Consider the following 22,313-nt stretch of genomic DNA (forward strand, 5'->3'; position numbering starts at 1 on the left):
TTTGCGTGCGCCAATGCATCCCGGCCCCCGCGCCGGGATCGGGGAGCCACCGGATGCGCGCTACGGCGCCAGCCGTTCGAGCGAGCGGGCCGGCTGGGTGCCTTTCAGCAGATCCTCCAGCGTCCAGCGGTCGAGGCTGTCCAGAAACGCCTCCGCCGCCTCGGCCATCGCCCCTTTGAGGGCGCAGAGCGGCAGGAAGGAGCAGGCGCAGGGCCCCTCGCGCAGGCAGGCGACCACCGCCAGATCCTGCTCCATCAGCCGCACCACCGCACCGGCACGGATCTCCGACGGCGGGCGCAAGAGGCGCACGCCGCCGCCGCGCCCGCGGGTGGTCTCCACCAGACCGGCCTGCGCCAGCCGGGCAACCAGCTTCATCACATGGGACTTCGCCAGCCCGAGGGTGCGGCTGAGCGTGTCGATGGTCTGCGGCTCATCGACCTGCCCCAGCCGCATCAGGATACGCAAGGCGAAATCGCTTGCCTGGTTCAGTCGCATGGGACCCTCAAAACATTCATTTCATATGTTGCTTTTACCGCGCGAGCATGGCAAATAAAAGATGCGCATGAAATGAATGATAGGCAAAGCCGAGACAGGCAGGGTGACGATGACCGGCACGGGCGAAAGGGACGACGCGGAACTTCGGGTGGTCTCGGCACAGATGCGCCGGGCGCCGGCCCATGCGGATATCGACGCGGAAAAGATCGACCGGTTGGTCGAGGAGTTCTACGGGCGCATCCGCCGCCATTCCCGTCTGGGGCCGATTTTCGAGACGCGCCTTGCCGGGCGCTGGCCGGAGCATCTGGCGATCATGAAGCGGTTCTGGTCGTCGGTGCTGCTGAAGACCGGCAGCTACAAGGGCCAGCCGGTGCCGGTGCACCAGAAGCTGTCGGAGGTTGTTTCCGAGGATTTCGAGCTGTGGCTTGGCGAATTCCGTGAGGTCTGCCGGGAGATCTTCTCACCGGGCGCGGCCCGGGCGGTGATCGAGGCGGGCGAGCGGATCGCCCAGAGCCTGTGGTTCGCCCGCTTCGGCTTTGCCGGGTCGGAACCGCCGCAGGGGCTGACGCAAACGCAAAAAAAGGAGACCGTGTGATGCTGGAAGCTGTCGTGCTTGTTGCGGAAGTCGGCGCGTTTGCGTGGCTGGTGCTGTTCTCCGTGCTGCTTGTCTCCATGGCCGCCGATAGCAAATGGCGGCCCGCGCCCCGGCTCGACCGGATCGGCCGGTCGCTGGTCGGCAATGCCCGAGCGGCCCTGACTGTCGGCGTGGTTGCGCTCGCCGCGCTCGCCGCCCATGACTTCGCCCTGTTCTGAAGGAGGTGGTGTGATGAAACGGCTCTTCTCGCCGCGCCTGGCCCATTGGCTCCCGGCCCTTTTGATCTGGGTGGCGGCGCCGATGCCGCTGTGGATCATGCTGGCGATGATCTGGATCTACGAATAGCGCCTTTAGGGGGGGGGGGGCGTCTGGCCGCATGGGGCGCCGGGGTGGTGAGGCAAAGCTTGCGTCGACACCCCATGCGGTCGCGTCTTTTCTGTGGGCAAGCGATTTCCGCTGACAGCGGAATGGATTAAGCTCCGGCGGTGAGCCTGCCCATCGCCGCATCCGGAGCCTTCCCAACGTGACCGACCAGACCGACCAGACCGAGACCGAAGCGCCCTCGGGTGAGCTGACCCTGCGCACCATGGCCATGCCGGCCGACACCAATGCGGCGGGCGATATCTTCGGCGGCTGGGTGTTGTCGCAGATGGATCTGGCGGGCGGTATCGCCGCCGGACAGCGCGCGCTCGGCCGGGTGGTGACCATCTCCGTCGACCGGATGACCTTCATCCGCCCGGTGCAGGTCGGCGATGTGCTCTGCGTCTATTGCTCGATCCCGACTGTCGGCCGCACCTCGATGAAGGTGGCGATAGAGGCCTGGGCCCTGCGCCACCGCCACGGCGGACGGGAAAAGGTCACCGACGCCACCTTCACCTTCGTCGCCGTCGATGACACCGGCCGCCCCCGCCCGGTCCCCCCGCTCGACGCCGAGGGGTGAGGGCTTTAGGGGAATAGGGAATTCTTGATTTTGATTTCTTGGCTTGGTGTGCAGGAAGTATATCTTTCTATTTTCTGCACATATCGCTTTCCCCAGCGTATAAGCGAAAAAGAAATGGCCTGTCTTTTCTATTTTCTATTTGTAGGCCGAATATTAATACGCATCTATTTTCGTCAAGGCGAGCGGACCGAAATCCCAGATTTGTTGAAAATATTGGATCCGGGTTCCATATCTCATACGATCCTCCCTGAACGAGTCGGCTTCGAAGTTTCTTGAAATCGTTTTGAAACTCCGTTTCGTGTTTCATCGTAAATTCATTATAACTTTCTTTAAATAATACCTTGCATTCGCGGCGAGTTTTTCCGCTACTGGTTGGATGATGGGCTTCTATTATATTGTAGAGACTATTTTGTTTTTCCCAGATAATTTCCTTTATATCATAACCTGGATAAATTGGGTCAGTCAAAATAGGGTGAGTAATTGGAGGAAATGTTGTTACACGCTTTCCCAATTTTCGCAGGCCAAATTTATCTAAGCTTTTTTTAGTTTCAATTGATTTTCGACAAATTTCAAATAGATCAACCCAATTGGTAGAGTATTCGTTATTTTGATTTGCGTGTGATGTGGAGGTGGGAATTAGTAATGAAAAAGTCAATATTATTTTAATAAATTTTATAATTAATGTATTTTGGGGTTTATACATAATTAATATTCCTTTTTACGTATAACTTTGAAGAGTAAGATGTAATAAGTCGTGGAAATTACGTGGGTCGGCCTCCACAGGAGAAATCGTCCAACTTCGCTAGGCTTGCTCCGGTGGTCATATGCACCTGGGCGTGTCGACAACCATGCGCTTCCGATCAACTGCGTACAACCCCGACCACCATTCGCGGTACCCCACTAGCCGAGCAGGCCATCCACGAGAATGTAAGAGGAATGCGTGCTCCCCCCTACACCCCTTCGGCGGGTGGGTCGGCGAGGCGGCCGTCGATCAGGTGCAGGCGGCGATCCATCCGCGCGGCCATGTCGAGATCATGGGTGACGGCGATCACCGACTTGCCGCGCCGGTCCACCAGATCGCGCAAGATTTCGAACACCTGCTCGGAGGATTTGCTGTCAAGGCTGCCGGTCGGCTCGTCGGCGAGGATCACCGGCGGTTGGTTGGCGAGCGCCCGCGCCACCGCCACCCGCTGGCGCTGGCCGCCCGACAGTTGATCCGGCCGCTTGTCCACATGATCGGCCAGGCCGAGATCGGAGAGCAGCCCGACCGCCTCATCCCGCATGGCGTCATGGGAGAGCTTGCCCAGCTTGCGCATGGGGATCATGACGTTTTCCGCCACGGTGAATTCCGGCAAGAGGAAGTGGAACTGGAAGACGAAACCCAGCGTGCTGAGCCGCAGCCGCGCCCGCTTGGCCTCGCTGTGCAGGTGGGTCGGCTTGCCATTGACAAGCACCTCGCCGCTCGTCGGCGTGTCGAGCAGGCCCAGGAGGTAAAGCAGCGAGGATTTGCCCGAGCCGGACGGCCCGGTGATGGCGACGAACTCGCCGCGCTTGATCTCAAGGTCGATGTCGCGCACCAGCGTCACCGGCACCAGGCCGGGCAGGATGCGCGTCAGCCCGCGCGCCTCGATCAGCGGCCCGGCTTCGGCCTCGGTTGTCGCGCCGGGGCCGTCGTGGGTGCTGGTCGCAGCGGTTTCGGACGCGCTCATGCCGCCCCCCGGATGATATCGACCGGGTTGAGCCGGGCGGCGCGGCGGGCCGGCAGGTAGCCCGCGACCCCGGCGGAGAAAAGGGCGAAGGCGCAGGCGATCAGGTAATGCACCGGGCTGTAGTAGAGCGGCAGCGAAGTCAATTCGATCTCGGTCTTCACCTCGAAGGTGAGCGAGCCGAGCGTCAGGCTGAGCGCGTAGCCAAGGCCGGAGCCGAGCACCGAGCCGACCAGGCCGATCAGCAGCCCCTCGGTGAGGAAGATCCGCCGGATGTCCGATTGTTCGAAGCCGAGCGACTTGAGAATGGCGATATCCCGCGATTTCTCATGGACGATGGTCGAGACGATGGTGAAGATGCCAAAGCCCGCGACGAGCAGGATCGCGCCGACCACCGTGTACATGATGATGTTGCGCACCACGAGAACCTCCATCAGCCCCTCGTTCGCCTCCTGCCAGGAGGTGGCGCGGTAGCCGGTCATGCGCTCCACCCGGGCGGCGATCGCGCGCGCGGCGTTGACGTCGTCGAGCCGGATCGACAGGCGGTTGATGGCATTGGGCCGGGAGAACAGCACCTGCGCGGTCTTCAGCACCGTGTAGCCGGTGGCGTCGTCCGCCTGGGTCACGCCGGTGTGGTAAAGGCCGATCACCTTCAGCCGGCGCACCGCCCCGGAGGAGGCGGAGACCGCCACCGTGTCGCCGAGGCTGGCGCCGAGCTTGTCGGCGACCCCATCGCCGATGATCAGCCCGTTGAGATTGGCCGCAAGGTCGAGGAACGAGCCGGCGCGCATGTCCTCGGCAATGGTGGAGATCTTCAGATGGGCGGCCGGATCGACCCCGGTGAGCGAGATCGCCACATCCTTGCCGCCGTAGCGCAGCACCGCCTGGCCGTTCAGCGAGGCGGCCATGCGCCCGGGCAGCCAGCTTGCCAGCATCGCCCGCAGCCGCACCGGATTGCGCAGGCCCCGTGTGTCGTCATCCGGCCGCGCGCCGATCACATTGACCGCGTCGAACCGGGTGGCGGCGGGGGGAGGGGGCGGATCGCGCTGATCATCGGTCACCTCCACATGCGGGATGGCATCGACCAGCGTGGCGATGAAGTCATGCTGGGAGCCCTCCATCAGCGCCGCCATGGCAATGGAAAAGCCGACGCCAAGGGTCACCCCCAGCACCGAGACGACGCTCTGGCGCAGCCGTCCGGCCACATGGGTCAGCGCGATCGACAGGATCAGCGGCATGGCTCAACCCTCCGGCGCGCCGGAGACGGGGGCTGCATCGGCGCGCGCCTGCGCCTTCGCCCTCTGGCCATCGCGCAAGGCATCGCTCCAGGTGGCGACGATCCGCTCGTCTTCGGCAAGCCCGTCCAGCACCTCCACCGTGGTGGTGCCGCGAATGCCGATCATCAACTGGCGGGTTTCCAGCCGGCCGTCATCGCGCAAGACATGCACCCGGTCGCCGTCGAGCGCCGCCAGCGGGATCAGCAGCGTGTCGGCGACCTGACGCACGATCACGTTGACATCGCTGGTCATGCCGATCATCAGCGGCGTCTCGGCCGGGAAGGTGAGATAGACCCGGTAGGTCTTCAGGATCGGATCGCCTTTTGGCGTGATCCGGTCGACGCGGGCGTCGAAGGTGCTGCCGGGAAAGGCGTCGGCCCGCACCAGCGCGGTCTGGCCGGCGCGAATGAGCGGAATGTCTTCCTCGTTGATGTCGGCGACGATCTGCAGCGGTTCGGCCTGTCCGACCCAGAACAGCACCTCGCCCGGCTCGGCCACCTCGCCAACTTCGCCATCGCGGCGCAGCACCTTGCCGTCCATCGGCGCACGCAGCTCATAATCGGCAAGGCGCGCCGACTGCGCCGCCACCAGCGCCACGTTGCGCGAATGATCGTTCTCCACCCGGTCGAAGGCCTGGCGGGAGATCACCCGCCGCTCGACAAGGCCCGCCGCCCGCTCCAGCTCCTGCGCCGACAGCTTCTCGCGCGCCTGAAGCTCGGCGAGCGTTGCCCGGGCGTCCGAGGCGTCGAGCCGGCCGAGGACGGTGCCACGAGTGACCGTCTCGCCCTCGCAATTGCACAGCTCGATGATGCGCTCGCGCAGCACACTGGTCACCTTGGCCCAGCGGACCGGCTCGACGACGCCGGTGGCATAGACCACATCGGCGGCGCTGCCGCGATGGGGCTGAACGATGGCCACCACCACCGGCCGGTCCTTCCACCACCAGGCGCCGGCCAGGCCTGCCGCCAGCAGCAGAAGAAGAATGAGGAACGTTCGCCAGCCGGTCATCGCGCTGCATCCAGGTCAAGAGTGCCGAAGGGTACGGAGAATGATACGGGTCTCAATCGCTTGCCTCTTGCCCTTGATGTTTCGGGCGAGCCTATCACCGCTTCGGCCGGGCCATCCATCCGCAGAAGCGCGGAAGACGGAGGGTAAGGTGGATTGCTACACGCAACCGGCGAGGTGGAAACACTTTGTTTACCATGTCTGGCCGAAAATCCGGCGACAAATCAATTTGATGCCGACTGCTCGGCTGAGAAACAAGGGGGTCGCCAAAGCATGGAGTCCATGCATGGCGCTGAGGGGCACATCCGGTTGGCCGTCCTCGACGGAGAAGGCACGACGCGCAGTCTTGCCGGCTCGGTCGCGACCGCAATGGATCATCCATGCGCGGCGCCGGTGGCATTTCACAGCTTCGAGCCGTTTTACGCGGCGAACACGCAAACCCGCCCGGACGTGATGATCGTCGATCTGGAGACGCTCGGTCAGGATGGGCATCTGTCCCGGCTCGCGGCGGCCCAACCCCAGGCCCTGCTGATGGCGGTCAGCGCCAAGGGCTCGCTCAGCCGCAGCCTGTCGGCGATGGAGGCCGGCGCCCATGATGTGATCTCCATTCCGGCCGATCCGGTGGTGGTCGCCGAGAAGATCGACCGGTTCCTGCTGCAAAATTCCCGCGCCCCGCGCGGTCAGGGGGGCGCGGCGCGCGCCGGCGCCGCAGAGCGGGCGAAACCTGAGAGCGCCACGCCCTACACCTTCGAAGGGTTCGTCGGCGGGTCGGCCCGCATGCGCGACATCTACGATCAGATCCGCCGCATTGCCCCGTCCACCGCGCCGGTGTTCGTGACCGGCGAATCGGGCAGCGGCAAGGAATTGTGCGCAGCGGCGATCCACGCCCGCTCGCCGCGCAAGGACAGTGCCTTTGTCGCCATCAACTGCGCGGCGATCCCGGCCGAGTTGATGGAGAGTGAGATCTTCGGCCATGTCCGCGGCGCGTTCACCGGTGCGGGCGAGGACCGGCCCGGCGCGGCGGAACTGGCCGACAAGGGCACGCTGTTCCTCGACGAGATCGGCGAGATGGACATCGCCTTGCAATCGAAGCTTCTGCGCTTCGTCCAGACCGGCATGATCCAGCGGGTCGGCGACACGCGGCAACGGCCGGTCGATGTGCGGATCCTGTGCGCGACCAACCGGGACCCGCATGAGGAAATCGCCCGGGGGCGGTTTCGCGAGGATCTTTATTACCGGCTGCATGTGCTGCCGATCCGGCTTCCGGCCCTGCGCGACCGGCGCGAGGACATCCTGCCGCTGGCGCAGACCTTCCTCACCCGCTACGCGGAGCAGGAGGGGCGCAAGTTCACCCGCCTCGACCCGGCGGCGGAAGAAAGCCTTCTGACCTACGACTGGCCGGGCAACGTGCGGCAGCTCGAAAACGCCATGCGCCAGGCCGTGGTTCTGCATGATGGCGAGCTGCTCAGGGCGCAGATGCTGCCCGGCTTCCTGCGCGGCGAGGGCAGTGCGATCGGATCGCCGATCACCTCGCGCGATCTCGCGCCTGTGCCGGCGCGCGGCCGGGTTCGTGAGATCGAGCCGCTCTGGGCGCAGGAAAAGCGGATTATCGAACAGGCGCTCGCTGCCTTCGATGGCAATATTGCCAAGGCGGCCGCCGCGCTGGAGATCAGCCCCTCGACGATCTACCGCAAGCGCCAGTCCTGGAGCGGGCGTCCGGAAGAGGTGAGCGGGGCGACGTTTACGTCTTTCGCTGGATAATCTTGTTGTTTTTCCAGGGCCGGTCTATACGGTGCGCCGCGAATGCTTGGGTGCCGCGGGCGCATCCGCGTCCGGTCGGGGGCGGATGCTGCGGTTGCCGGGCAATGATCACATGGCGGGTCCTGCAGCCGGAAGAGGCGGTTGCCGATGCGCCGAGCCAGCGGCTGTGGGGCGAATGATGACCAAGGCTCTTTTTTCCGGATGCGGCCCGGTTGCGGCTGCCGCCCTGCTTCTGACGGTGAGCCATATCCTGCCCGTTTCCGCCGAAAGCCCGGAAAACCTGCCGAAGGATGCTCCGGCAAGTGCTGCGGCCGCGACGCCAGAAGCTGCCCTGTCGAAGGCCCAGGCTGAACTGGACACCGCCTGGCGGGCGCTGGAGCCGCTCGGCTTTTCCGCTGGCCTCTTCGTCGAAGCGGGCAGTGTCGTCGGCTATGGCGCCTATGTGCCGCGCGCCAAGGCCAGCTTCGCCCCCACCGACACCCTGGTCGTCTATGCCCAGCCGGTCGGCTATGGCTATCGGGAAACGGAGACGGGCTATGGCATCCGGCTGACCGCCGATTACACCCTGCTCACCCCGTCCGGACAGGTTCTGGCGGAGGAAAAGGGATTTGCCCGCCTCACGTCCGACAGCCGGGAGAAGCGCCGCGAGCTTTACATCACGCTGCGGCTCGGCTTCGACGGCCTGCGCCCCGGCGCGTACACGCTGCTCGCCCGGATCAACGACGCGGTCAGCGGCAAGTCCGGCGAGTTGTCGCTGCCCTTCACCGTCACGGCCGAGTAGCCAGACCCTAGCGCGCCAGCCGCAGCTTGCTGATCTCGTCGGCAATCCGCTTGAACGCCTCGACCAGATCGTTGTTGGACTTGGCCTCGAACGCCATGTTCGGCGAGGTGGCGCAGTTGCGCATCATCTTCACCGTGTCCCGGTCGCTGATCCGGAAGGCGACGGTGTAGATCGAAACCCCGTCCGCCTTGGCGTTCTCGCAGGTCAGCGCCGTGCGTTCGTCCATTTTTCGCTCGATTTCCCAGCGTTGGTCGACACCGCGGCCAAGACGTTGCTCCGCGCCATAGCCATAGGCTTCCGGGCGGGTCCGGTTGAACGTGTACTGGTTGGTATAGGTGTTTTGCCCGTCGGTCATGACGATCAGGATGCGCACATGCTCGTTGTCGCTGGTCTCGTCCTTTTCACGTCCGGAGGTGAAGGGCGCGCCCGGCGTCAGCATCCGCCAGCCCCAGACCGTGCCCTGTTGGATGTTGGTGTTGCCGGTGGCCTTCATCTTCTTCAGGCCGGCATAGATTGTGCTTTCTTTGTCGGTCAGATTGGTGACGGGGGCGGTGCGGCAGTTGTAGTTCGGGCCCTTGGTGTAGCTGTTGCCGTAGCTCCGGGGCTGGTTCCGGTATTTGCAGAGCCGCTTCTGGGCATATTCCGGGCGGGTCATGCCGCTGTTCTTGTAAGCTCTTTTGACGGAGGTCGTGCAGGCGCCCTTGTCTTCATCGAGATAGAAGTTGGTGAATTTGCCCTTATAGTCGCCCTGGTTTTTTTCCCTTAGTGGCTCGGCGGGGGCGAACTGCGGCACGAACAAGGTGGCGGGATCGTCCCTGGTCGGCGCCGCGTCGGTGACGTCATACGGCATCGGTCGGGCCTCGACACAGCCGAGCCAGTCCGTGTGCTTGAGCTGCTTGAACAGGGTGAAGCGGCTGGGCCGGCCGTTGATGAAATACCGCTGGTCGAACTCGTTCGGGTCCGGGGTGCCATCGGCGCGGGTCTCGAAATTGGTCCAGTGGATCGGCGAGCGCCCCTCCCGGTCCATCCAGTCTTCCGACGCGCTCTCCTTGCCGATGTTGACGAAGGAGGTGAAAGGCACCAGCCCGATCTTGACCCGGTCGCGCCGGTCGCCGGTCTTGTTGATCTCGAACAGGGTTTCGGCAAGGTCCTTGCCGGCATTTTTCAAGGTGGTCAGCTTGCTGCCGCGCATGGAGCCAGAGTTGTCGAGCACCATCACCACATCGAAGGTGGCCTTGCCGACCACGGTTTGCGAGCGCACCGAAACATCCAGGGTATCATTCCCGAAGAAGCTGCCGAACAGGGCCGGCACCTTCTCCCGGCCGATCACCGTCACCACGCCCTTGACCACGGAAACCTCCACCTCGACGTTTCCGCCGTGCTGGGGAATGTAGGTGGAGTTGAAGTAGCGGGTCGCGTTCTCCCTGATCGCGTCCTCGGAAAGGCCGTCCGAATCGTAGTTCGCCGCCAGCGCTGCCGCATCCACCGCCGCCTGCAGCCGGGCCTTGGTGCTGTGGCCACGGCCAAAGTCCAGCCCGGCGCCAACGATCAGGATCAGGAAGGCTGCCACCAGCGCCAGCATGATGACCAGCGCGCCGGAGCGATCGTCAGCGAATTTCGAGAGGAGACGCCTGAATTTTCTCATGGAAGGAGTGCTAGAGCGAACTGTTTTAAAAAGAGTTTCCGCAGCTTGAACGATTGGCTCGACCGTCCTCGCCAGCACCCATTCATGCCGCGCTCACCGGTAACCGTATCGACGAAAAAAACCGGATAAGAAGGTCATTGACAGGGCAGGGGCACCATCCTACATGTGCAGCGCTGTTAGCACTCTCATTGAAGGAGTGCCAACGTGGTCTGCGGTCGCCCCGTTGCGGTTTTCATGCAACGGGGGATGAGTACCACGCTGGCCAGGAAAGGAAAGAGCACGTCATGAAGTTCCGCCCTTTGCATGATCGCGTCGTTGTCCGCCGCGTCGATTCCGAGGAAAAGACCGCTGGTGGGATCATCATTCCGGACACCGCCAAGGAAAAGCCGCAGGAAGGCGAGATCGTCGCTGTTGGCGCCGGCGCCCGGAAGGACAGCGGCGAGCTGATCGCGCTGGACGTCAAGGCCGGCGACCGCGTGCTGTTTGGCAAGTGGTCCGGCACCGAAGTCAAGATTGACGGCGAAGACCTTCTGATCATGAAGGAATCCGACATCATGGGCGTGATCGGCTAAGCACCGAAACGCTCTTGCCGCCGGGCTTGGGGCACCGTTGATGTGCGCTCGTTTCTCGGCCTCGCCACTTTAGCGCGGGGCTGACGAGCGCCCCTCGGAGGCACCGCGAGCCATCGGCGGTTTCACCGGACAAAGATCAATCAGGAGACTGAGATTATGGCTGCCAAGGAAGTCAAGTTTTCCACCGAAGCCCGCGACCGGATGTTGCGCGGCGTCGACATTCTCGCCAATGCGGTCAAGGTGACCCTCGGCCCGAAGGGCCGGAACGTCGTCATCGACAAGGCCTTCGGCGCTCCGCGCATCACCAAGGACGGTGTGTCGGTCGCCAAGGAAATCGAGCTTGAGGACAAGTTCGAGAACATGGGCGCCCAGATGGTGCGCGAAGTGGCGTCGAAGACCAACGACATCGCCGGTGACGGCACCACCACCGCCACCGTTCTGGCCCAGGCCATCGTTCGCGAAGGCGCCAAGGCCGTTGCCGCCGGCATGAACCCGATGGACCTGAAGCGCGGTGTCGATCTCGCCGCTGCCGCTGCCGTCAAGGATCTGGTCGGCCGCTCCAAGACCATCTCCACCTCCGCCGAGGTTGCCCAGGTCGGCACCATTTCGGCCAATGGCGACACCCAGATCGGCAAGGACATCGCCGAGGCGATGCAGCGCGTCGGCAATGAAGGCGTGATCACCGTCGAGGAAGCAAAGTCCCTTGAGACCGAGCTCGAAGTCGTCGAAGGCATGCAGTTCGACCGCGGCTACCTGTCGCCGTACTTCGTGACCAACGCCGAGAAGATGATTGCGGATCTCGAGAAGCCGTACATCCTCCTGCACGAGAAGAAGCTCTCCAACCTGCAGGCCATGCTGCCGATCCTGGAAAGCGTCGTGCAGTCCTCGCGTCCGCTGCTGATCATCGCCGAGGACGTCGAAGGCGAGGCTCTGGCCACCCTCGTGGTCAACAAGCTGCGTGGCGGCCTGAAGATCGCTGCCGTCAAGGCTCCGGGCTTCGGCGATCGCCGCAAGGCCATGCTCGAGGACATCGCCATCCTGACGGGCGGCACGGTGATCTCCGAGGATCTCGGCATCAAGCTCGAGAACGTCACCCTCGACATGCTCGGCACCGCCGAGAAGGTTGCCATCACCAAGGAGACGACCACCATCGTCGACGGTGCGGGCGACAAGGCCGACATCGAAGGCCGCGTTGGCCAGATCAAGGCGCAGATCGAGGAGACCACCTCCGACTACGACCGTGAGAAGCTCCAGGAGCGTCTTGCCAAGCTCGCAGGCGGTGTGGCCGTGATCCGCGTCGGTGGCGCCACCGAGGTTGAGGTCAAGGAAAAGAAGGACCGCGTCGACGACGCGCTCAACGCGACCCGCGCTGCCGTGGAAGAAGGCATCGTACCGGGTGGTGGCACCGCCCTGCTGCGCGCCAAGAAGGCTGTCGAGGCTCTGACCTCCGACAATGCCGACATCCAGGCCGGCATCAAGATCGTGCTGCGTGCGCTTGAGGCTCCGATCCGTCAGATCTCCGAGAACGCGGGCGTCGAAGGCTCGATCGTTGTCGGCAAGATCCAGGAGAACGCCGACGAGACCTTCGGCTTCAACGCGCAGAGCGAAGAATTCGTCAACATGGTGGAAGCCGGCATCATCGACCCGACCAAGGTCGTGCGCACGGCTCTGCAGGACGCGGCTTCGATCGCCGGCCTGCTGATCACCACCGAGGCGATGGTCGCCGAGCTTCCGAAGAAGGAAGGTGCAGCGGCTCCGGCAATGCCGGGCGGCGGCATGGGTGGCATGGGTGGCATGGACTTCTAAGAAGTCCTGCATCCAGCTATGCTTCGTGGAAGGGGTGGCCTTTGGCCGCCCCTTTTGCATGAACGCCCCGGAACCAGCAACGTTCAAGGAACCTCAAAATGACCCGCGATACGGTGGAACGCATCGAGCGGCTCGAGGAGCAGGCCGCGCATCAGGAGCGCACGATCGAGGACCTCAACGAGGTGATCACCGCCCAGGCCCGTCAACTCGACGCGCTCGCCCGCAAGGTGGCGGCGCTGGCCGAGCATGTGGATGAGCTTGAGGACCTGTCGGTGTCCCAGGCGCCGGTGACCCGCCCGCCGCACTACTGAGGGGGCCGGCGCTTCGGTCGCCGTCGGATCGTGGCGGTCGAAGCGGGAAAACGGCGGGCGCGATAACATCGTCTTGCGCCGCGCCGGGCGATCCCGCTAACTGGCTGACATGGTCCAGATTCTTCCCGTCGCCGCTCTTCTCGCCGGCTCCGCCCTGTTGCTCTTGGCGGGCGGTCTGCATGGCCTGCTGTTGCCCTTGCGCGGCTCGGCGGAGGGGTTCTCCGATACCTCGCTCGGCCTCCTCGGCACCGGCTGGGCCATCGGTTATGTCGCCGGCTGCCTGATGACGCCGATCATCGTCAGTCGGGTCGGGCATATCCGCTCCTTCGGTGTGTTTTGTTCCCTCGCGGCCATCGTCGTCCTGCTCAACCTGCTGATCCTGCATCCGGCGGGCTGGATTCCCTTGCGGGCGGTTTCCGGTTTCTGCTTCGCCGGCGCGGCGATGGTGGTCGAAAGCTGGCTGAACGAGCGGGCCACCCCGGAGAGCCGTGGCCGGATCTTCGGCCTCTACACCATGATCAATCTGGGTGCGACCACCGCCGGTCAGATGCTGCTGATCATGGGCGATCCGGCCGGCTATTTCTTCTTCGTGCTGGGCTCGATCGTCTATTCCATGGCGCTGCTGCCCACGGCCCTTTCGACGGCGGCCGCGCCGACGCCGCTGGCGCAGGCCCGGCTCGACCTCAAGGCCCTGTGGCACAACTCTCCGGTGGCGGTGACGGGCGTGTTCCTGGTGGGCATTTCCAACAGCGCCTTCGGGACCCTTGGCGCGGTCTACGGGCGCCAGATCGGGCTGTCGGTCACCAGCATCGCCAGCATGATGTCGATTGCGCTGCTCGCCGGCGCCTTGATCCAGCTTCCCATCGGCATGCTGTCCGACCGCATGGACCGCCGCTTCGTGCTGATCGGCCTGGCCGCCTGCGGCTGCCTGATCGGCGCCCTGCTCAGCCTGGGATCGGGCTTCCCGGTGGCCTTGACCATCGCCCTCGTCGGGGCCTTCGGCGGCATGGTCTATTCCATGTATCCGGTGATCGTCGCCCATGCCAACGACCACTCCCCGCCGGGCGAGTTCCTGAAAACGAGCGGCGGCCTGCTGCTTCTGTTCGGCGCCGGCTCGGTGGTCGGCCCGCTGCTGGCGGCGATCCTGATGACCGTCACCACGCCGAGCGGCCTGTTCGGCGTGACCTCCGCCGCCCATGGTACGATCATCGCCTTTACGCTCTGGCGCATCACCCAGCGCAAGGCGGTGGCACCGGAAGAGCGGGAGGACTTCGTCGCCATGGCCTCGGCGACCCGGTTCTCGACACCCGAAGCCCTGTCGCTCGATCCGCGCGCGGAGGAGGAGCTGGAGGACGACAGCGCCGATTTGCCCGACCAGCCGGAGGAGACGCTGTCGCAGCGTCCGGCATGCACGTGAGCCCAATGGCGATCGGCTGCTGGCCCGCCGGTTAGTCGCCTTCGTACCAGATGCGGTAAAGCGCGCCGGCGCGGTCGTCGGAGACCAGCAGCGAGCCATCCGGCAACTGCGCCACATCCACTGGCCGGCCGAGATAGGAGCCGCTTTCATCGAGCCAGCCTTCGGCGAAGGGCACCGTTTCGGCGCTGCCATCCTCGGCAATGGCGGTGAACATCACCCGCGCGCCGACCGGCGTCGTCCGGTTCCAGGAGCCGTGCTGGGCGGAAAAGATGCCGCCGCGATAGCGCTCGGGAAACATCTTTCCGGTGTAGAAGCTCATGCCGAGATCCGCCGCATGGGCGATGGTCTCGACCGCCGGCATCACCACGTCCTCGGGCACCGTGTCGGCGGCGTATTCGTGGGTGCGCACCGCGCCACCACCATACCAGGGAAAGCCGAAATGCTGGCCCGGCGCTGTCTGCCGGTTGATTTCCCCGGGCGGAATGTCGTCGCCCATGCGGTCGACCTGATTGTCGGTGAACCACAGCTCGCCGGTCTCGGGATGAAAATCATGGCCGACCGAGTTGCGGATGCCCCGGGTGAAGACCTCGCGGCCACTGCCATCCCGGTTGAGGCGGATGATGCCGCCAATGCCGGTCTTGTCGTAGAGCGCGAGTTTGCGGCGCGGGGGCACATTGTAGGGCTGGCCCAGGGAGATGTAGAGCCGGTCGTCGGGGCCGACGCGGCAGACCCGGGCGGAGTGATTGCGGCTCTCCTCCGATGGCGGGATCAGCTCCCCCTTTTGCACAATGACGGTTGCCGGCGGATCGCCCGCGTCACCAATCGTTCCGGCACCGGCAAAGCCGAGAACCCGGTTCTGCTCGACCACGTAAAGAACCCCATCGGGCGCGAAGCAGACCCCATTGGGGATGACGAAATCGACCGCCGGGGCAAATTGCCGGACCGTGTCGGCCCGCTGGTCCTTGTCTTGGTCGGTCACCACCCAGACCCGGTCGCCCCGGGTGCCGACAAAGACGTGGGTCCCCTCCGGCGCCACCGCCAGATGCCGGGCTCGGGGCACCAGTGCATAGACATCGATCCGGAATCCGTCGGGCAGGGTGATGCGGTCAAGGATCGCGCGCAGGCGCTCAAGACGTGCCGCGTCCTGAGCGACGGTTTCGCCCCTTGGCGCGGGCGCCGCATCCACCGGCACTCCCGCGCCCGGAGCCAGCATCAGCGCCGCCATCAGCGTGAGAGCGGTCAGGCATCGTCTGGGGCCGGACAAAGAGGCGCTGAAGAGACGCGAGGATACGGGCATGACGGAACCTCCCTTGTGGGCGCGGGCGGGTGGCCCGGGGCGTGCCTGCCGGATGCGTGGGCAAGGGCAGACGGGAAGTGTAGCCCATGGCCTCCCGGTGCGCATGTGGCGCGCGCGGCGCCGGTGTGTCCCGGCCGGTCCTGGAGGGTAAAATTGCCCGCTTGCCCTGCTTCCGCCACCGTGGCATAAGAAGCCGTCATCAAGAGAAGGGCTGGCGCCCTCGCCAACCTGCCCGACCGGGCAAGGTGGTCTCCCTCAACCGGGGATGTGGCCGGGAAACCGGCAACGAAACGGTCGACTTTGTCTCTCGCGCCAGTCCTCCTCGGGAAACCGATGGAGGATTTTTCATGCTCGGTCTTCGCCAACGTCTCCAGCCGGAGGCTGACGCCCGCACGCCGCTTGCGCGGGAACAGGCAGAGCCGGTCTCGTCTTCCGAGCCGTTGTCGTTTCTGGAGTTACGGGTGCTGGCCGTTGGGGCGCTGGTGCGGCTGCGGATGCCCCGGGCCGGCCGGGTCGCGCCCCCGCTGGCGGCGACAGAGCGGCTGGCGCGGCTGGAGCGGCTGCAAACGCTGTGGATGTCCGGCTGCCGGCAGGTGATCGATGAGGGGCTCTTCCATGACATCGCCCATCGCCACCCCACTGTGGCCCGGAGCGTTCGCGCCCGGGTCGAAAGCCGCCCGTAAGGCGGAGGTGGGCAGTGGGGCGAACGGGGCCGGGCACCAGGCTTGCTGGCGCCCGTGCCGTGACGGCGATCAGGCCGGGGTAACGTCGTAGCCTGCCGCCTCGATGGCCTGCATCAGCTCCTTCTGCGGGCGCACGCTCTGGATTTCGGCGATGCCCCGCTCAAGGTCGATCTCGGCCGTGGAGGTGGGATCGGCGGCGGAGAGGGCCTTGGCGACGGCGGATACACAGCCGGAACAGGCCATGCCTTCGATTTTCAGGGTGATCATGTCGCTTCCACACTGGTTGCTGTAAGGTGGGAGGTATCCTGAGCCTTTCCGCAACTGGAAGGTCAAGCACGCACAAATGCGGACCGTATCTGTGCACAAGACGGGTACGGGGGCCGGCGGGAGGGAGCTTGAACGGCTGGAGATTCGGCAGAATCAGCGTATTCAGGCAGTATTGTATCTGGGCATGATTCGGCTGGAGCCGACGGAAAAGCATGGCGCGCGCGACAGGCATCTTCATTTTTCTCTGCATGGTGATCATCGCCGGGTCTGTGGCGGCGATGCTGATGTTTCAGTTCGCCCGGCCCGTCGGCGAGGCGTTGTCCCTCAGCCTGGCTCTTCTGTGCGCAATGGTCGTGATTCATCTGGTGTTCGCCCGTCAGCGCGAACGCAGCGATGTCAGCGAAAAAGTCGCCCAGTTGGAAGAGCGGGTGATGGAGGTCGATGAGGACATCGGCAATCTGGAAGGCCGGCTGAGCGGCATGGAAACCAGCCTGCCGCGTCGGGCCCGGGACGAAATCGACCCGCTGTTCGCCGAGGTCGAGGTTCTGGGCGGCCTGATCAAGCAGATGGCCGAGGCTATGGCCGGCATGGAAGATCGCATCGACGAGCAGGACCGTAAGGCGCTGGAGGCACCCCCGCCCCGTTACGTCGGTTACGAAGAGGCACCGCGCGCCCTCGGCTATACCCAGCCGCCCGAGCCGGTGCACGCGCCGCACCGGGAGGAGCCTCCGGCCCCGGCGCCCCGCATGTCCGCGCCTGCGCAGGATCAGGGTTATGCGGAGCGGTCCCACGCGGACCATGGCTATCAGGAGCGCGGTCATTCCGAACGTGGGCATCCCGAACGCGATCATGGCGAACACCGTCGTCCCGAACGCGCGCCTGGCCCGCAGGACCGCGCCGCGCGGGCGCCGAGGGAGGCCGCCCCGCCGGTCGAACGCACCCGCGTCCGGCATGGCCCGGCGCCGACGCGGCACGGTCGGCCCGATCTGGCCATGCGTCAGACCATTCAGGAAGCGCTCGATTCCAGCCGGGTCGATCTCTACCTGCAGCCGATGGTGACCCTGCCACAGCGGCAAGTGCGCGACTATGAGGCGCTGACCCGCATCCGCGATGCCAATGACACCATGCTGGAGCCGGTGGATTTCATCGATGAGGCGGTGCGGGCCCGGCTGATGCCGGCCATCGACAACCTGATGCTGTTTCGCGCCATCCAGGTGCTGCGGCGCCTGTCGAGCCGCAACCGGAGCTCTGGCCTGTTCGTCAATGTCTCCTCGCAGACCCTGGTGGATGAGCGGTTCTTTCCCGGGTTTCTCGACTTTCTGCGCGGTCAGGAGGGCTATGGCGAACACCTGACCTTCGAGTTCACCCAGCACGATGTGGCTGACATGGGCGCGCTCGAACATGAAAGCCTTGGCGCCCTCGCCGAACTCGGCTTCCGTTTTTCCGTCGACCGGGTGACGGATCTGCGGATGGATTTCAAGGCGTTGGCCGATGTTGGCTTCCGGTATGTCAAGGTGCATGCCAGCCGTCTGATCGGCGGCGATGCCCTGCAGGCAAGCCACATTCATCCGGCGGATTTCTCCGACCTGCTGCGCCGGTTCGGCATGGAACTGGTCGTCGACCACATCGAGACCGAGGCACAGGCGTTGGAGGTGCTGGATCTCGAAGTGCGGATCGGTCAGGGCTACCTGTTCTCGCCGCCGCGCCCGGTCCGCCCGGAGGTGCTGCAGGGCCGCCCGCCGCGTCCGGCCCGCCGGGCGGCGGAGTAGGCCTTTCTCCCGGGACGGCCGGCTCTCTCGGTGCCCTCCTGGCCCCCGAGCCGGGACCGGAGAGCCGAAAGACGTGCGTTTCCAACCTCTCTTGAGAACCGGCCAGCCGGGCCATCAGGCAAAAGGGCCGCGAGCGGGAAAACGCTCGCGGCCCTTTTTCGTGCTCAGCAGGTGGGGGACTTCCCCCACCAAGGTTGGGTCAGGACGGCTGTTTCGGGCCGACGGTGACGATGGTCGGGCTGGCGCTGCCCAGCAGCCGCTTCGCCACCCGCTTGATGTCCTCCAGCGTGACCGCCTCGATCAGCGAGTTGCGCTTGTCGATGTAGTCGAGGCCGAGCTTTTCCATGCGGATGCCGAGAAGCTGGTTGGCGATCTTGCCCGAGGTGTCGAACCGCAGCGCATAGGAGCCGGTCAGGAAGCTCTTGGCCTTGGCAAGTTCCTCTTCCGTCGGCCCTTGCGTGGCCATGCGGCCCATCTGCTCGCCGATGATCTGCAAGGTCTCGCCCGCCCGGTCCGCGCGGGTGCCGGTCGCGGCGATCAGCATCCCGGCGTGATCGTAAGGCACCAGATAGGAGCCGACCGAATAGGCGAGGCCCCGCTTTTCCCGCACCTCGTCATAGAGCCAGGAGGAGAACGAGCCGCCGCCGAGAATATGGTTCATCACATAGGCGGGGATAAAGTCTGGGTCGTCACGCTTCAGGCCGGGCAGGCCGATGCGGATCGCGGTCTGCGGCACATCAAGGGTGACAGCCTCCTCGATCTCCGTGCGCGGGGTGATTTCCGCCACCGGCGTCAGATCCGGCTCGGCGGGCAGAGCGGCGAAGACCCGGTCGAGCAGCGGGCCGAGCGTGGCCGCATCGATCGCGCCAACGACGGCGATCTTCAGGGAGCTTTGGGCGAACAGGCGCTGATGCTGCGCCTTCAGATCCGCCGGGGTCAGCGCCGAAACGGTCTCTTCCGTGCCATTGGCGGGCCGGCCGTAGGGATGGTCGGGGAAGACGGTACGGGCAAAGGTGCGGGCGGCGATGGCATCGGGGTCCTTCTCCTGTCGGCGCAGACCGGCGACGATCTGGCTGCGCATCCGCTCCACCGCATCCGCGTCGAAACGTGGTTCGGTGACCGCCAGCCGCAACATCTCGAACGCGTCCTCCGCATTGGGCGTCAGCGTGCGCAGCGAGCCGTAAAAGGCATCGCGCCCGGCGTCGAAGCCGATCTTGATGGCCAGATCCTGCATCCGCTCCTGAAAGGCGCGGGAGGTCAGGTCGCCCGCGCCCTCGTCGAGGGTGGCGGAAAGGAGGTTGGTCAGCCCCTCCTTGCCGTCCGGATCCTGCGCCGAGCCGCCGGAGAAGGCGAAATCGACGGCGATGATCGGCACCGTGTGGTCCTCCACCAGCCAGACCGACAGGCCGGCGGGGGTTTCGAACGGCTGGATGTCGACCGCCCGTGCATTCGCGACCGTCAGGAACAGCGCGATCATGCTGGCGACGAACAGCAGCGACAGGCGGTGCGGCAGCGGCGCCGGCAGAGGGCGCGCGATGGCGGCGGAACGGGGTCGGGTCATGGTCTGTCGGTCTCCGGCAATCAGGGCTGGGCGGTCGTTGCACCGGCCTCAGAGGGGGCCGCTGCATCAGCGGTCGGCGCCGGTCCTTCGGCCACGACCTGGGGGCGCAGGTAGGCCGTCACCGGCGGCCGGACGAGATACTTCGCGGCAGCCGCCTGCACCTCCTCGGCGGTGATGGCGCTCACCTTGGCCGGCCAGTCGCGCACGTCCTGAATGCTCGACCCGGTGGTCATCGCCGCGCCGAACATGCGCGCCAGCGTGGACTGGCTGTCCTGGGCGTAGAGGGCACTGGACAGAAGGCTTTTCTTCGCCCGCTCCAGTTCCTCCGCGCTGACCCCATCGGCGACCAGCGTATCGATGGTCTGGCGGATCGCGGTGCCAAGTTCTTCCAGTGTGTGCCCGTCACGCGGGACCGCGTAGATCATGAAGCTGGTGTCATCCAGCGAGGTCGACTGATACCAGCCGCCGGCCGAGGCGGCGATGGCGTCATCGGCCACCAGTTGCCGGTAGAGCCGGCTGGTGCTGCCGCCGCCGAGGATCTCGGCCAGAAGGTCGAGCGCCAGCGCATCGCGCCCCTCGGCGGTGGTGTAGCTGGGCACCAGCCAGACCTGCCGCACATTCGGCTGGTTGACCCGGGCATCGTTGAGCGTGACCTGCCGGGTGCCCGGCACCAGTTGCGGCGCCGGGCGGCTGCGGGCCCCGGGCTCGGCGCGCCGGCGCACCGCGCCATAGGTCTTTTCGGCAAGGGCGCGCACCTCTTGCGCATCCACATCACCGGCGACCACCAGAATGGCGTTGTTGGGCGTGTAGAACCGGTCATAGAAGGCAATGGCGTTGTCGCTGGACAGCGCCTCGATTTCCGCCGGCCAGCCGATCACCGGCGTGCCGTAAGGGTGGTTCACGTACAGCATCGCATCGAGGGTTTCGCTGAGTCGGGCGCCCGGATCGCTGTCGACCCGCATCCGCCGCTCCTCCAGCACCACATCGCGCTCCGGCGCCACCACCTCGTCGGTCAGCACCAGGTTCTCCATCCGGTCGGCCTCCAGCGCCATCATCTCGCCGAGATGCTCCTTGGCGACGCGCTGGAAATAGGCGGTGTAGTCATTCGAGGTGAAGGCGTTCTCCACCCCGCCGATGGCCGCGACCCGCTGGGAGAAGGCGCCGTCCGGATTGGCTTTCGTGCCCTTGAACATCAGGTGTTCGAGGAAATGGGCAACGCCCGACATGCCCGGCGGTTCGTCCGCCGCCCCGACCTTGTACCAGATCATGTGGGTGACCACCGGCGCGCGGCGGTCGGGAATGACCACCACCTGCAGGCCGTTGTCGAGGGTGAAGCTGGTCATGTCGCCGCCCACGCGAATCGTCGCGAAATCGGCAGCGCTTGCCGCGCGCGTCAACTCAGCCTGTGCCGGAAGCACCGGGGCAAGGGTCAGCATTGCTGCGCAGAGGGCGGCGCCGACGCGCAGGCGCGCGGAGCGGGCTGGGGGCGTGTCGGACTGTTGCACGGGGGAGGCCTCCTGAGCATCGGGCAGATGGGTTTCGATAGATATAGGCGGGCTGGGCCAGAAAGCCCGTGAACTTTTGGTAAGGTGGACAAAATTGCGAAAAAAAAGCCCGCCAATTGGCGAGCTTTTTCGGAAATTGTGCAAATTGACGCCGGCTATTTCAGGGTGCGGGCGGACTGGCCGTTCATCACCTTTTCCATGTCGCTGACCTCGGGCTGGCGATCGACCCGTGTCGGCGCGGCCATGGGTGCATCGGCCGCCGGGGTGGAATACTCCGTCGGCGGCTCGATCAGATAGCGCCGCACGGGCTGTCCATCGGCGCCCATCAGCTTGGAGGTATCCACGGTGCCGACCTTCTGGGTGCGCAGCTCTGCTGGTGTCATCCGGCCGTTCTCAAGCCGGTCTTCCAGCTTGATTTCCTGCTGCACGTTGCGGCTGGAGCCGTCCTTGGCAAGCGACGGCAGACCGCGCGCCTGCTGCGGCGAACTGCGCCCGGCGCCGTCGAGATGTCCGCTGCCCCGGCCATCGTTGGCATAGGCCTGCTGCACCCGCTTCAACTCCGCGTCATTGGTCTCGGGCCAGTTGGCGATCACGTCCGGGTTTTCCGGCGGCGGCAGCGTGTCCATCTTGGTGGGCATGGCCAGCGGCGCGCGCGGCTTGTATTCAATCTTCTTTTCGGTCTTGCCGTCGACGGCGCCAAGTCCTTCCATGAACGAGCGGATCATCGCTGTGTCCGGCGCCTCGTCGTTGGTGGTCCCGTCGTTGAACCCGTCGGAACCGGTCTGGCAGCCGGCCAGAAGCAGCGCGGAGGCGGAAACGCAGGCGAGCGCCCGCAGGCGGCTGAGACCACGGAAGCGGTTCGCAAGGGGGCGGGTGATGCGGCGCGGCACGTCGGCGGTCCTCGTTCAGTGGTGCGGGCG

The 22,313-nt window shown here is 65.2% G+C and carries 22 protein-coding genes and 1 riboswitch; of the genes, 11 read left to right on the forward strand and 11 right to left on the reverse strand.

Translation table 11 applies throughout. The annotated features are described in order from the left end of the window. Nucleotides 1–60: 60 nt before the first annotated feature. Nucleotides 61–495 (reverse strand): RrF2 family transcriptional regulator, encoded by a 435-nt coding sequence (locus tag IEV83_RS09340; protein WP_181760253.1) that lies wholly within the window; start codon nucleotides 493–495, stop codon nucleotides 61–63. Between the two features lie 109 nt (nucleotides 496–604). On the opposite strand from IEV83_RS09340, the gene IEV83_RS09345 reads away from it, so the two are divergent. The 3 genes from IEV83_RS09345 (at nucleotide 605) to IEV83_RS09355 (ending at nucleotide 2,030) form a co-directional block, all read left to right on the forward strand. Next, nucleotides 605–1,090, forward strand: coding sequence for a group III truncated hemoglobin (locus IEV83_RS09345; protein WP_181760252.1), 486 nt, complete (start codon nucleotides 605–607; stop codon nucleotides 1,088–1,090). Next, complete coding sequence (locus IEV83_RS09350; protein ID WP_181760251.1) at nucleotides 1,090–1,308, forward strand: hypothetical protein; 219 nt, start codon at nucleotides 1,090–1,092, stop codon at nucleotides 1,306–1,308. The genes IEV83_RS09345 and IEV83_RS09350 overlap by 1 nt, the downstream gene beginning before the upstream one ends. A gap of 368 nt (nucleotides 1,309–1,676) precedes the next feature. After that, nucleotides 1,677–2,030, forward strand: coding sequence for an acyl-CoA thioesterase (locus IEV83_RS09355; RefSeq protein WP_181760319.1), 354 nt, complete (start codon nucleotides 1,677–1,679; stop codon nucleotides 2,028–2,030). Between the two features lie 67 nt (nucleotides 2,031–2,097). On the opposite strand, the gene IEV83_RS09360 is transcribed toward IEV83_RS09355, so the two are convergent. From IEV83_RS09360 to IEV83_RS09375, 4 genes are all read right to left on the reverse strand, one after another. Further along, a complete protein-coding gene (locus IEV83_RS09360) occupies nucleotides 2,098–2,733 on the reverse strand; it encodes a hypothetical protein (RefSeq protein ID WP_181760250.1) in 636 nt (211 codons plus the stop codon). Nucleotides 2,734–2,980: 247 nt separating this feature from the next. After that, nucleotides 2,981–3,739, reverse strand: a complete 759-nt coding sequence (locus tag IEV83_RS09365; RefSeq protein ID WP_181760249.1) for an ABC transporter ATP-binding protein — start codon at nucleotides 3,737–3,739, stop codon at nucleotides 2,981–2,983. Further along, on the reverse strand, nucleotides 3,736–4,974 hold the full coding sequence (locus IEV83_RS09370; RefSeq protein ID WP_181760248.1) for an ABC transporter permease: 1,239 nt from the start codon (nucleotides 4,972–4,974) through the stop codon (nucleotides 3,736–3,738). The genes IEV83_RS09365 and IEV83_RS09370 overlap by 4 nt, the downstream gene beginning before the upstream one ends. Nucleotides 4,975–4,977: 3 nt before the next feature. Next, nucleotides 4,978–6,021, reverse strand: a complete 1,044-nt coding sequence (locus IEV83_RS09375) for an efflux RND transporter periplasmic adaptor subunit (protein ID WP_181760247.1) — start codon at nucleotides 6,019–6,021, stop codon at nucleotides 4,978–4,980. A 270-nt stretch (nucleotides 6,022–6,291) separates the two neighbouring features. On the opposite strand from IEV83_RS09375, the gene IEV83_RS09380 reads away from it, so the two are divergent. Further along, the gene (locus tag IEV83_RS09380) at nucleotides 6,292–7,779 is read left to right on the forward strand and encodes a sigma-54 dependent transcriptional regulator (protein WP_209003065.1); all 1,488 of its coding nucleotides are present in this window, start codon (nucleotides 6,292–6,294) and stop codon (nucleotides 7,777–7,779) included. Nucleotides 7,780–7,957: 178 nt separating this feature from the next. After that, nucleotides 7,958–8,560, forward strand: coding sequence for a hypothetical protein (locus IEV83_RS09385; RefSeq protein WP_181760246.1), 603 nt, complete (start codon nucleotides 7,958–7,960; stop codon nucleotides 8,558–8,560). A 7-nt stretch (nucleotides 8,561–8,567) separates the two neighbouring features. On the opposite strand, the gene IEV83_RS09390 is transcribed toward IEV83_RS09385, so the two are convergent. Next, nucleotides 8,568–10,205, reverse strand: coding sequence for a TadE/TadG family type IV pilus assembly protein (locus tag IEV83_RS09390; RefSeq protein ID WP_181760245.1), 1,638 nt, complete (start codon nucleotides 10,203–10,205; stop codon nucleotides 8,568–8,570). Between the two features lie 284 nt (nucleotides 10,206–10,489). Between IEV83_RS09390 and groES the strand changes: the two genes are divergently transcribed. The 4 genes from groES (at nucleotide 10,490) to IEV83_RS09410 (ending at nucleotide 14,311) form a co-directional block, all read left to right on the forward strand. Then, on the forward strand, nucleotides 10,490–10,777 hold the full coding sequence (gene groES / locus IEV83_RS09395; RefSeq protein WP_181760244.1) for a co-chaperone GroES: 288 nt from the start codon (nucleotides 10,490–10,492) through the stop codon (nucleotides 10,775–10,777). Between the two features lie 156 nt (nucleotides 10,778–10,933). Beyond that, nucleotides 10,934–12,583 (forward strand): chaperonin GroEL, encoded by a 1,650-nt coding sequence (gene groL, locus IEV83_RS09400; RefSeq protein ID WP_181760243.1) that lies wholly within the window; start codon nucleotides 10,934–10,936, stop codon nucleotides 12,581–12,583. A 98-nt stretch (nucleotides 12,584–12,681) separates the two neighbouring features. Next, a complete protein-coding gene (locus IEV83_RS09405; protein WP_181760242.1) occupies nucleotides 12,682–12,894 on the forward strand; it encodes a SlyX family protein in 213 nt (70 codons plus the stop codon). 109 nt (nucleotides 12,895–13,003) lie between these two features. After that, nucleotides 13,004–14,311 (forward strand): MFS transporter, encoded by a 1,308-nt coding sequence (locus tag IEV83_RS09410; protein ID WP_181760241.1) that lies wholly within the window; start codon nucleotides 13,004–13,006, stop codon nucleotides 14,309–14,311. Between the two features lie 31 nt (nucleotides 14,312–14,342). Here the strand turns inward: IEV83_RS09410 and IEV83_RS09415 are convergent, their stop codons facing one another. After that, entirely contained in the window at nucleotides 14,343–15,524 is a 1,182-nt protein-coding gene (locus IEV83_RS09415; protein ID WP_371873437.1) for a PQQ-dependent sugar dehydrogenase, read from the reverse strand. 275 nt (nucleotides 15,525–15,799) lie between these two features. Continuing rightward, nucleotides 15,800–15,908: riboswitch (SAM-I-IV-variant riboswitch) on the forward strand. 47 nt (nucleotides 15,909–15,955) lie between these two features. Between IEV83_RS09415 and IEV83_RS09420 the strand changes: the two genes are divergently transcribed. Beyond that, nucleotides 15,956–16,291, forward strand: a complete 336-nt coding sequence (locus IEV83_RS09420; protein ID WP_181760240.1) for a hypothetical protein — start codon at nucleotides 15,956–15,958, stop codon at nucleotides 16,289–16,291. 69 nt (nucleotides 16,292–16,360) lie between these two features. On the opposite strand, the gene IEV83_RS09425 is transcribed toward IEV83_RS09420, so the two are convergent. Then, nucleotides 16,361–16,558, reverse strand: coding sequence for a heavy-metal-associated domain-containing protein (locus IEV83_RS09425; RefSeq protein WP_181760239.1), 198 nt, complete (start codon nucleotides 16,556–16,558; stop codon nucleotides 16,361–16,363). A 212-nt stretch (nucleotides 16,559–16,770) separates the two neighbouring features. Between IEV83_RS09425 and IEV83_RS09430 the strand changes: the two genes are divergently transcribed. Beyond that, nucleotides 16,771–18,327: an EAL domain-containing protein gene (locus IEV83_RS09430; RefSeq protein WP_209003066.1), complete on the forward strand. Its 1,557-nt coding sequence runs from the start codon at nucleotides 16,771–16,773 to the stop codon at nucleotides 18,325–18,327. Nucleotides 18,328–18,526: 199 nt separating this feature from the next. Here IEV83_RS09430 and IEV83_RS09435 read toward each other — a convergent pair whose 3' ends face one another. From IEV83_RS09435 to IEV83_RS09445, 3 genes are all read right to left on the reverse strand, one after another. Beyond that, nucleotides 18,527–19,888: a M16 family metallopeptidase gene (locus IEV83_RS09435; RefSeq protein ID WP_181760238.1), complete on the reverse strand. Its 1,362-nt coding sequence runs from the start codon at nucleotides 19,886–19,888 to the stop codon at nucleotides 18,527–18,529. Between the two features lie 20 nt (nucleotides 19,889–19,908). After that, nucleotides 19,909–21,324 carry a M16 family metallopeptidase gene (locus tag IEV83_RS09440; RefSeq protein WP_181760315.1) on the reverse strand — a complete coding sequence of 472 codons (1,416 nt, stop codon included), beginning with the start codon at nucleotides 21,322–21,324 and terminating at the stop codon, nucleotides 19,909–19,911. 224 nt (nucleotides 21,325–21,548) lie between these two features. After that, a complete protein-coding gene (locus tag IEV83_RS09445) occupies nucleotides 21,549–22,283 on the reverse strand; it encodes a hypothetical protein (RefSeq protein WP_181760237.1) in 735 nt (244 codons plus the stop codon). Nucleotides 22,284–22,313 lie beyond the last annotated feature (30 nt).

The organism is Stappia taiwanensis (assembly GCF_014635285.1).
Classification (GTDB): Bacteria; Pseudomonadota; Alphaproteobacteria; order Rhizobiales; family Stappiaceae; genus Stappia; species Stappia taiwanensis.

Coding starts and splice junctions, on each gene's coding strand:
- IEV83_RS09340 (WP_181760253.1), bottom strand. CDS start 495: ATGCGACTGAACCAGGCAAGCGATTTCGCCTTGCGTATCCTGATGCGG.
- IEV83_RS09345 (WP_181760252.1), top strand. CDS start 605: ATGACCGGCACGGGCGAAAGGGACGACGCGGAACTTCGGGTGGTCTCG.
- IEV83_RS09350 (WP_181760251.1), top strand. CDS start 1,090: ATGCTGGAAGCTGTCGTGCTTGTTGCGGAAGTCGGCGCGTTTGCGTGG.
- IEV83_RS09355 (WP_181760319.1), top strand. CDS start 1,677: ATGGCCATGCCGGCCGACACCAATGCGGCGGGCGATATCTTCGGCGGC.
- IEV83_RS09360 (WP_181760250.1), bottom strand. CDS start 2,733: ATGTATAAACCCCAAAATACATTAATTATAAAATTTATTAAAATAATA.
- IEV83_RS09365 (WP_181760249.1), bottom strand. CDS start 3,739: ATGAGCGCGTCCGAAACCGCTGCGACCAGCACCCACGACGGCCCCGGC.
- IEV83_RS09370 (WP_181760248.1), bottom strand. CDS start 4,974: ATGCCGCTGATCCTGTCGATCGCGCTGACCCATGTGGCCGGACGGCTG.
- IEV83_RS09375 (WP_181760247.1), bottom strand. CDS start 6,021: ATGACCGGCTGGCGAACGTTCCTCATTCTTCTTCTGCTGCTGGCGGCA.
- IEV83_RS09380 (WP_209003065.1), top strand. CDS start 6,292: ATGGAGTCCATGCATGGCGCTGAGGGGCACATCCGGTTGGCCGTCCTC.
- IEV83_RS09385 (WP_181760246.1), top strand. CDS start 7,958: ATGACCAAGGCTCTTTTTTCCGGATGCGGCCCGGTTGCGGCTGCCGCC.
- IEV83_RS09390 (WP_181760245.1), bottom strand. CDS start 10,205: ATGAGAAAATTCAGGCGTCTCCTCTCGAAATTCGCTGACGATCGCTCC.
- groES (WP_181760244.1), top strand. CDS start 10,490: ATGAAGTTCCGCCCTTTGCATGATCGCGTCGTTGTCCGCCGCGTCGAT.
- groL (WP_181760243.1), top strand. CDS start 10,934: ATGGCTGCCAAGGAAGTCAAGTTTTCCACCGAAGCCCGCGACCGGATG.
- IEV83_RS09405 (WP_181760242.1), top strand. CDS start 12,682: ATGACCCGCGATACGGTGGAACGCATCGAGCGGCTCGAGGAGCAGGCC.
- IEV83_RS09410 (WP_181760241.1), top strand. CDS start 13,004: ATGGTCCAGATTCTTCCCGTCGCCGCTCTTCTCGCCGGCTCCGCCCTG.
- IEV83_RS09415 (WP_371873437.1), bottom strand. CDS start 15,524: ATGCTGGCTCCGGGCGCGGGAGTGCCGGTGGATGCGGCGCCCGCGCCA.
- IEV83_RS09420 (WP_181760240.1), top strand. CDS start 15,956: ATGCTCGGTCTTCGCCAACGTCTCCAGCCGGAGGCTGACGCCCGCACG.
- IEV83_RS09425 (WP_181760239.1), bottom strand. CDS start 16,558: ATGATCACCCTGAAAATCGAAGGCATGGCCTGTTCCGGCTGTGTATCC.
- IEV83_RS09430 (WP_209003066.1), top strand. CDS start 16,771: ATGGCGCGCGCGACAGGCATCTTCATTTTTCTCTGCATGGTGATCATC.
- IEV83_RS09435 (WP_181760238.1), bottom strand. CDS start 19,888: ATGACCCGACCCCGTTCCGCCGCCATCGCGCGCCCTCTGCCGGCGCCG.
- IEV83_RS09440 (WP_181760315.1), bottom strand. CDS start 21,324: ATGCTGACCCTTGCCCCGGTGCTTCCGGCACAGGCTGAGTTGACGCGC.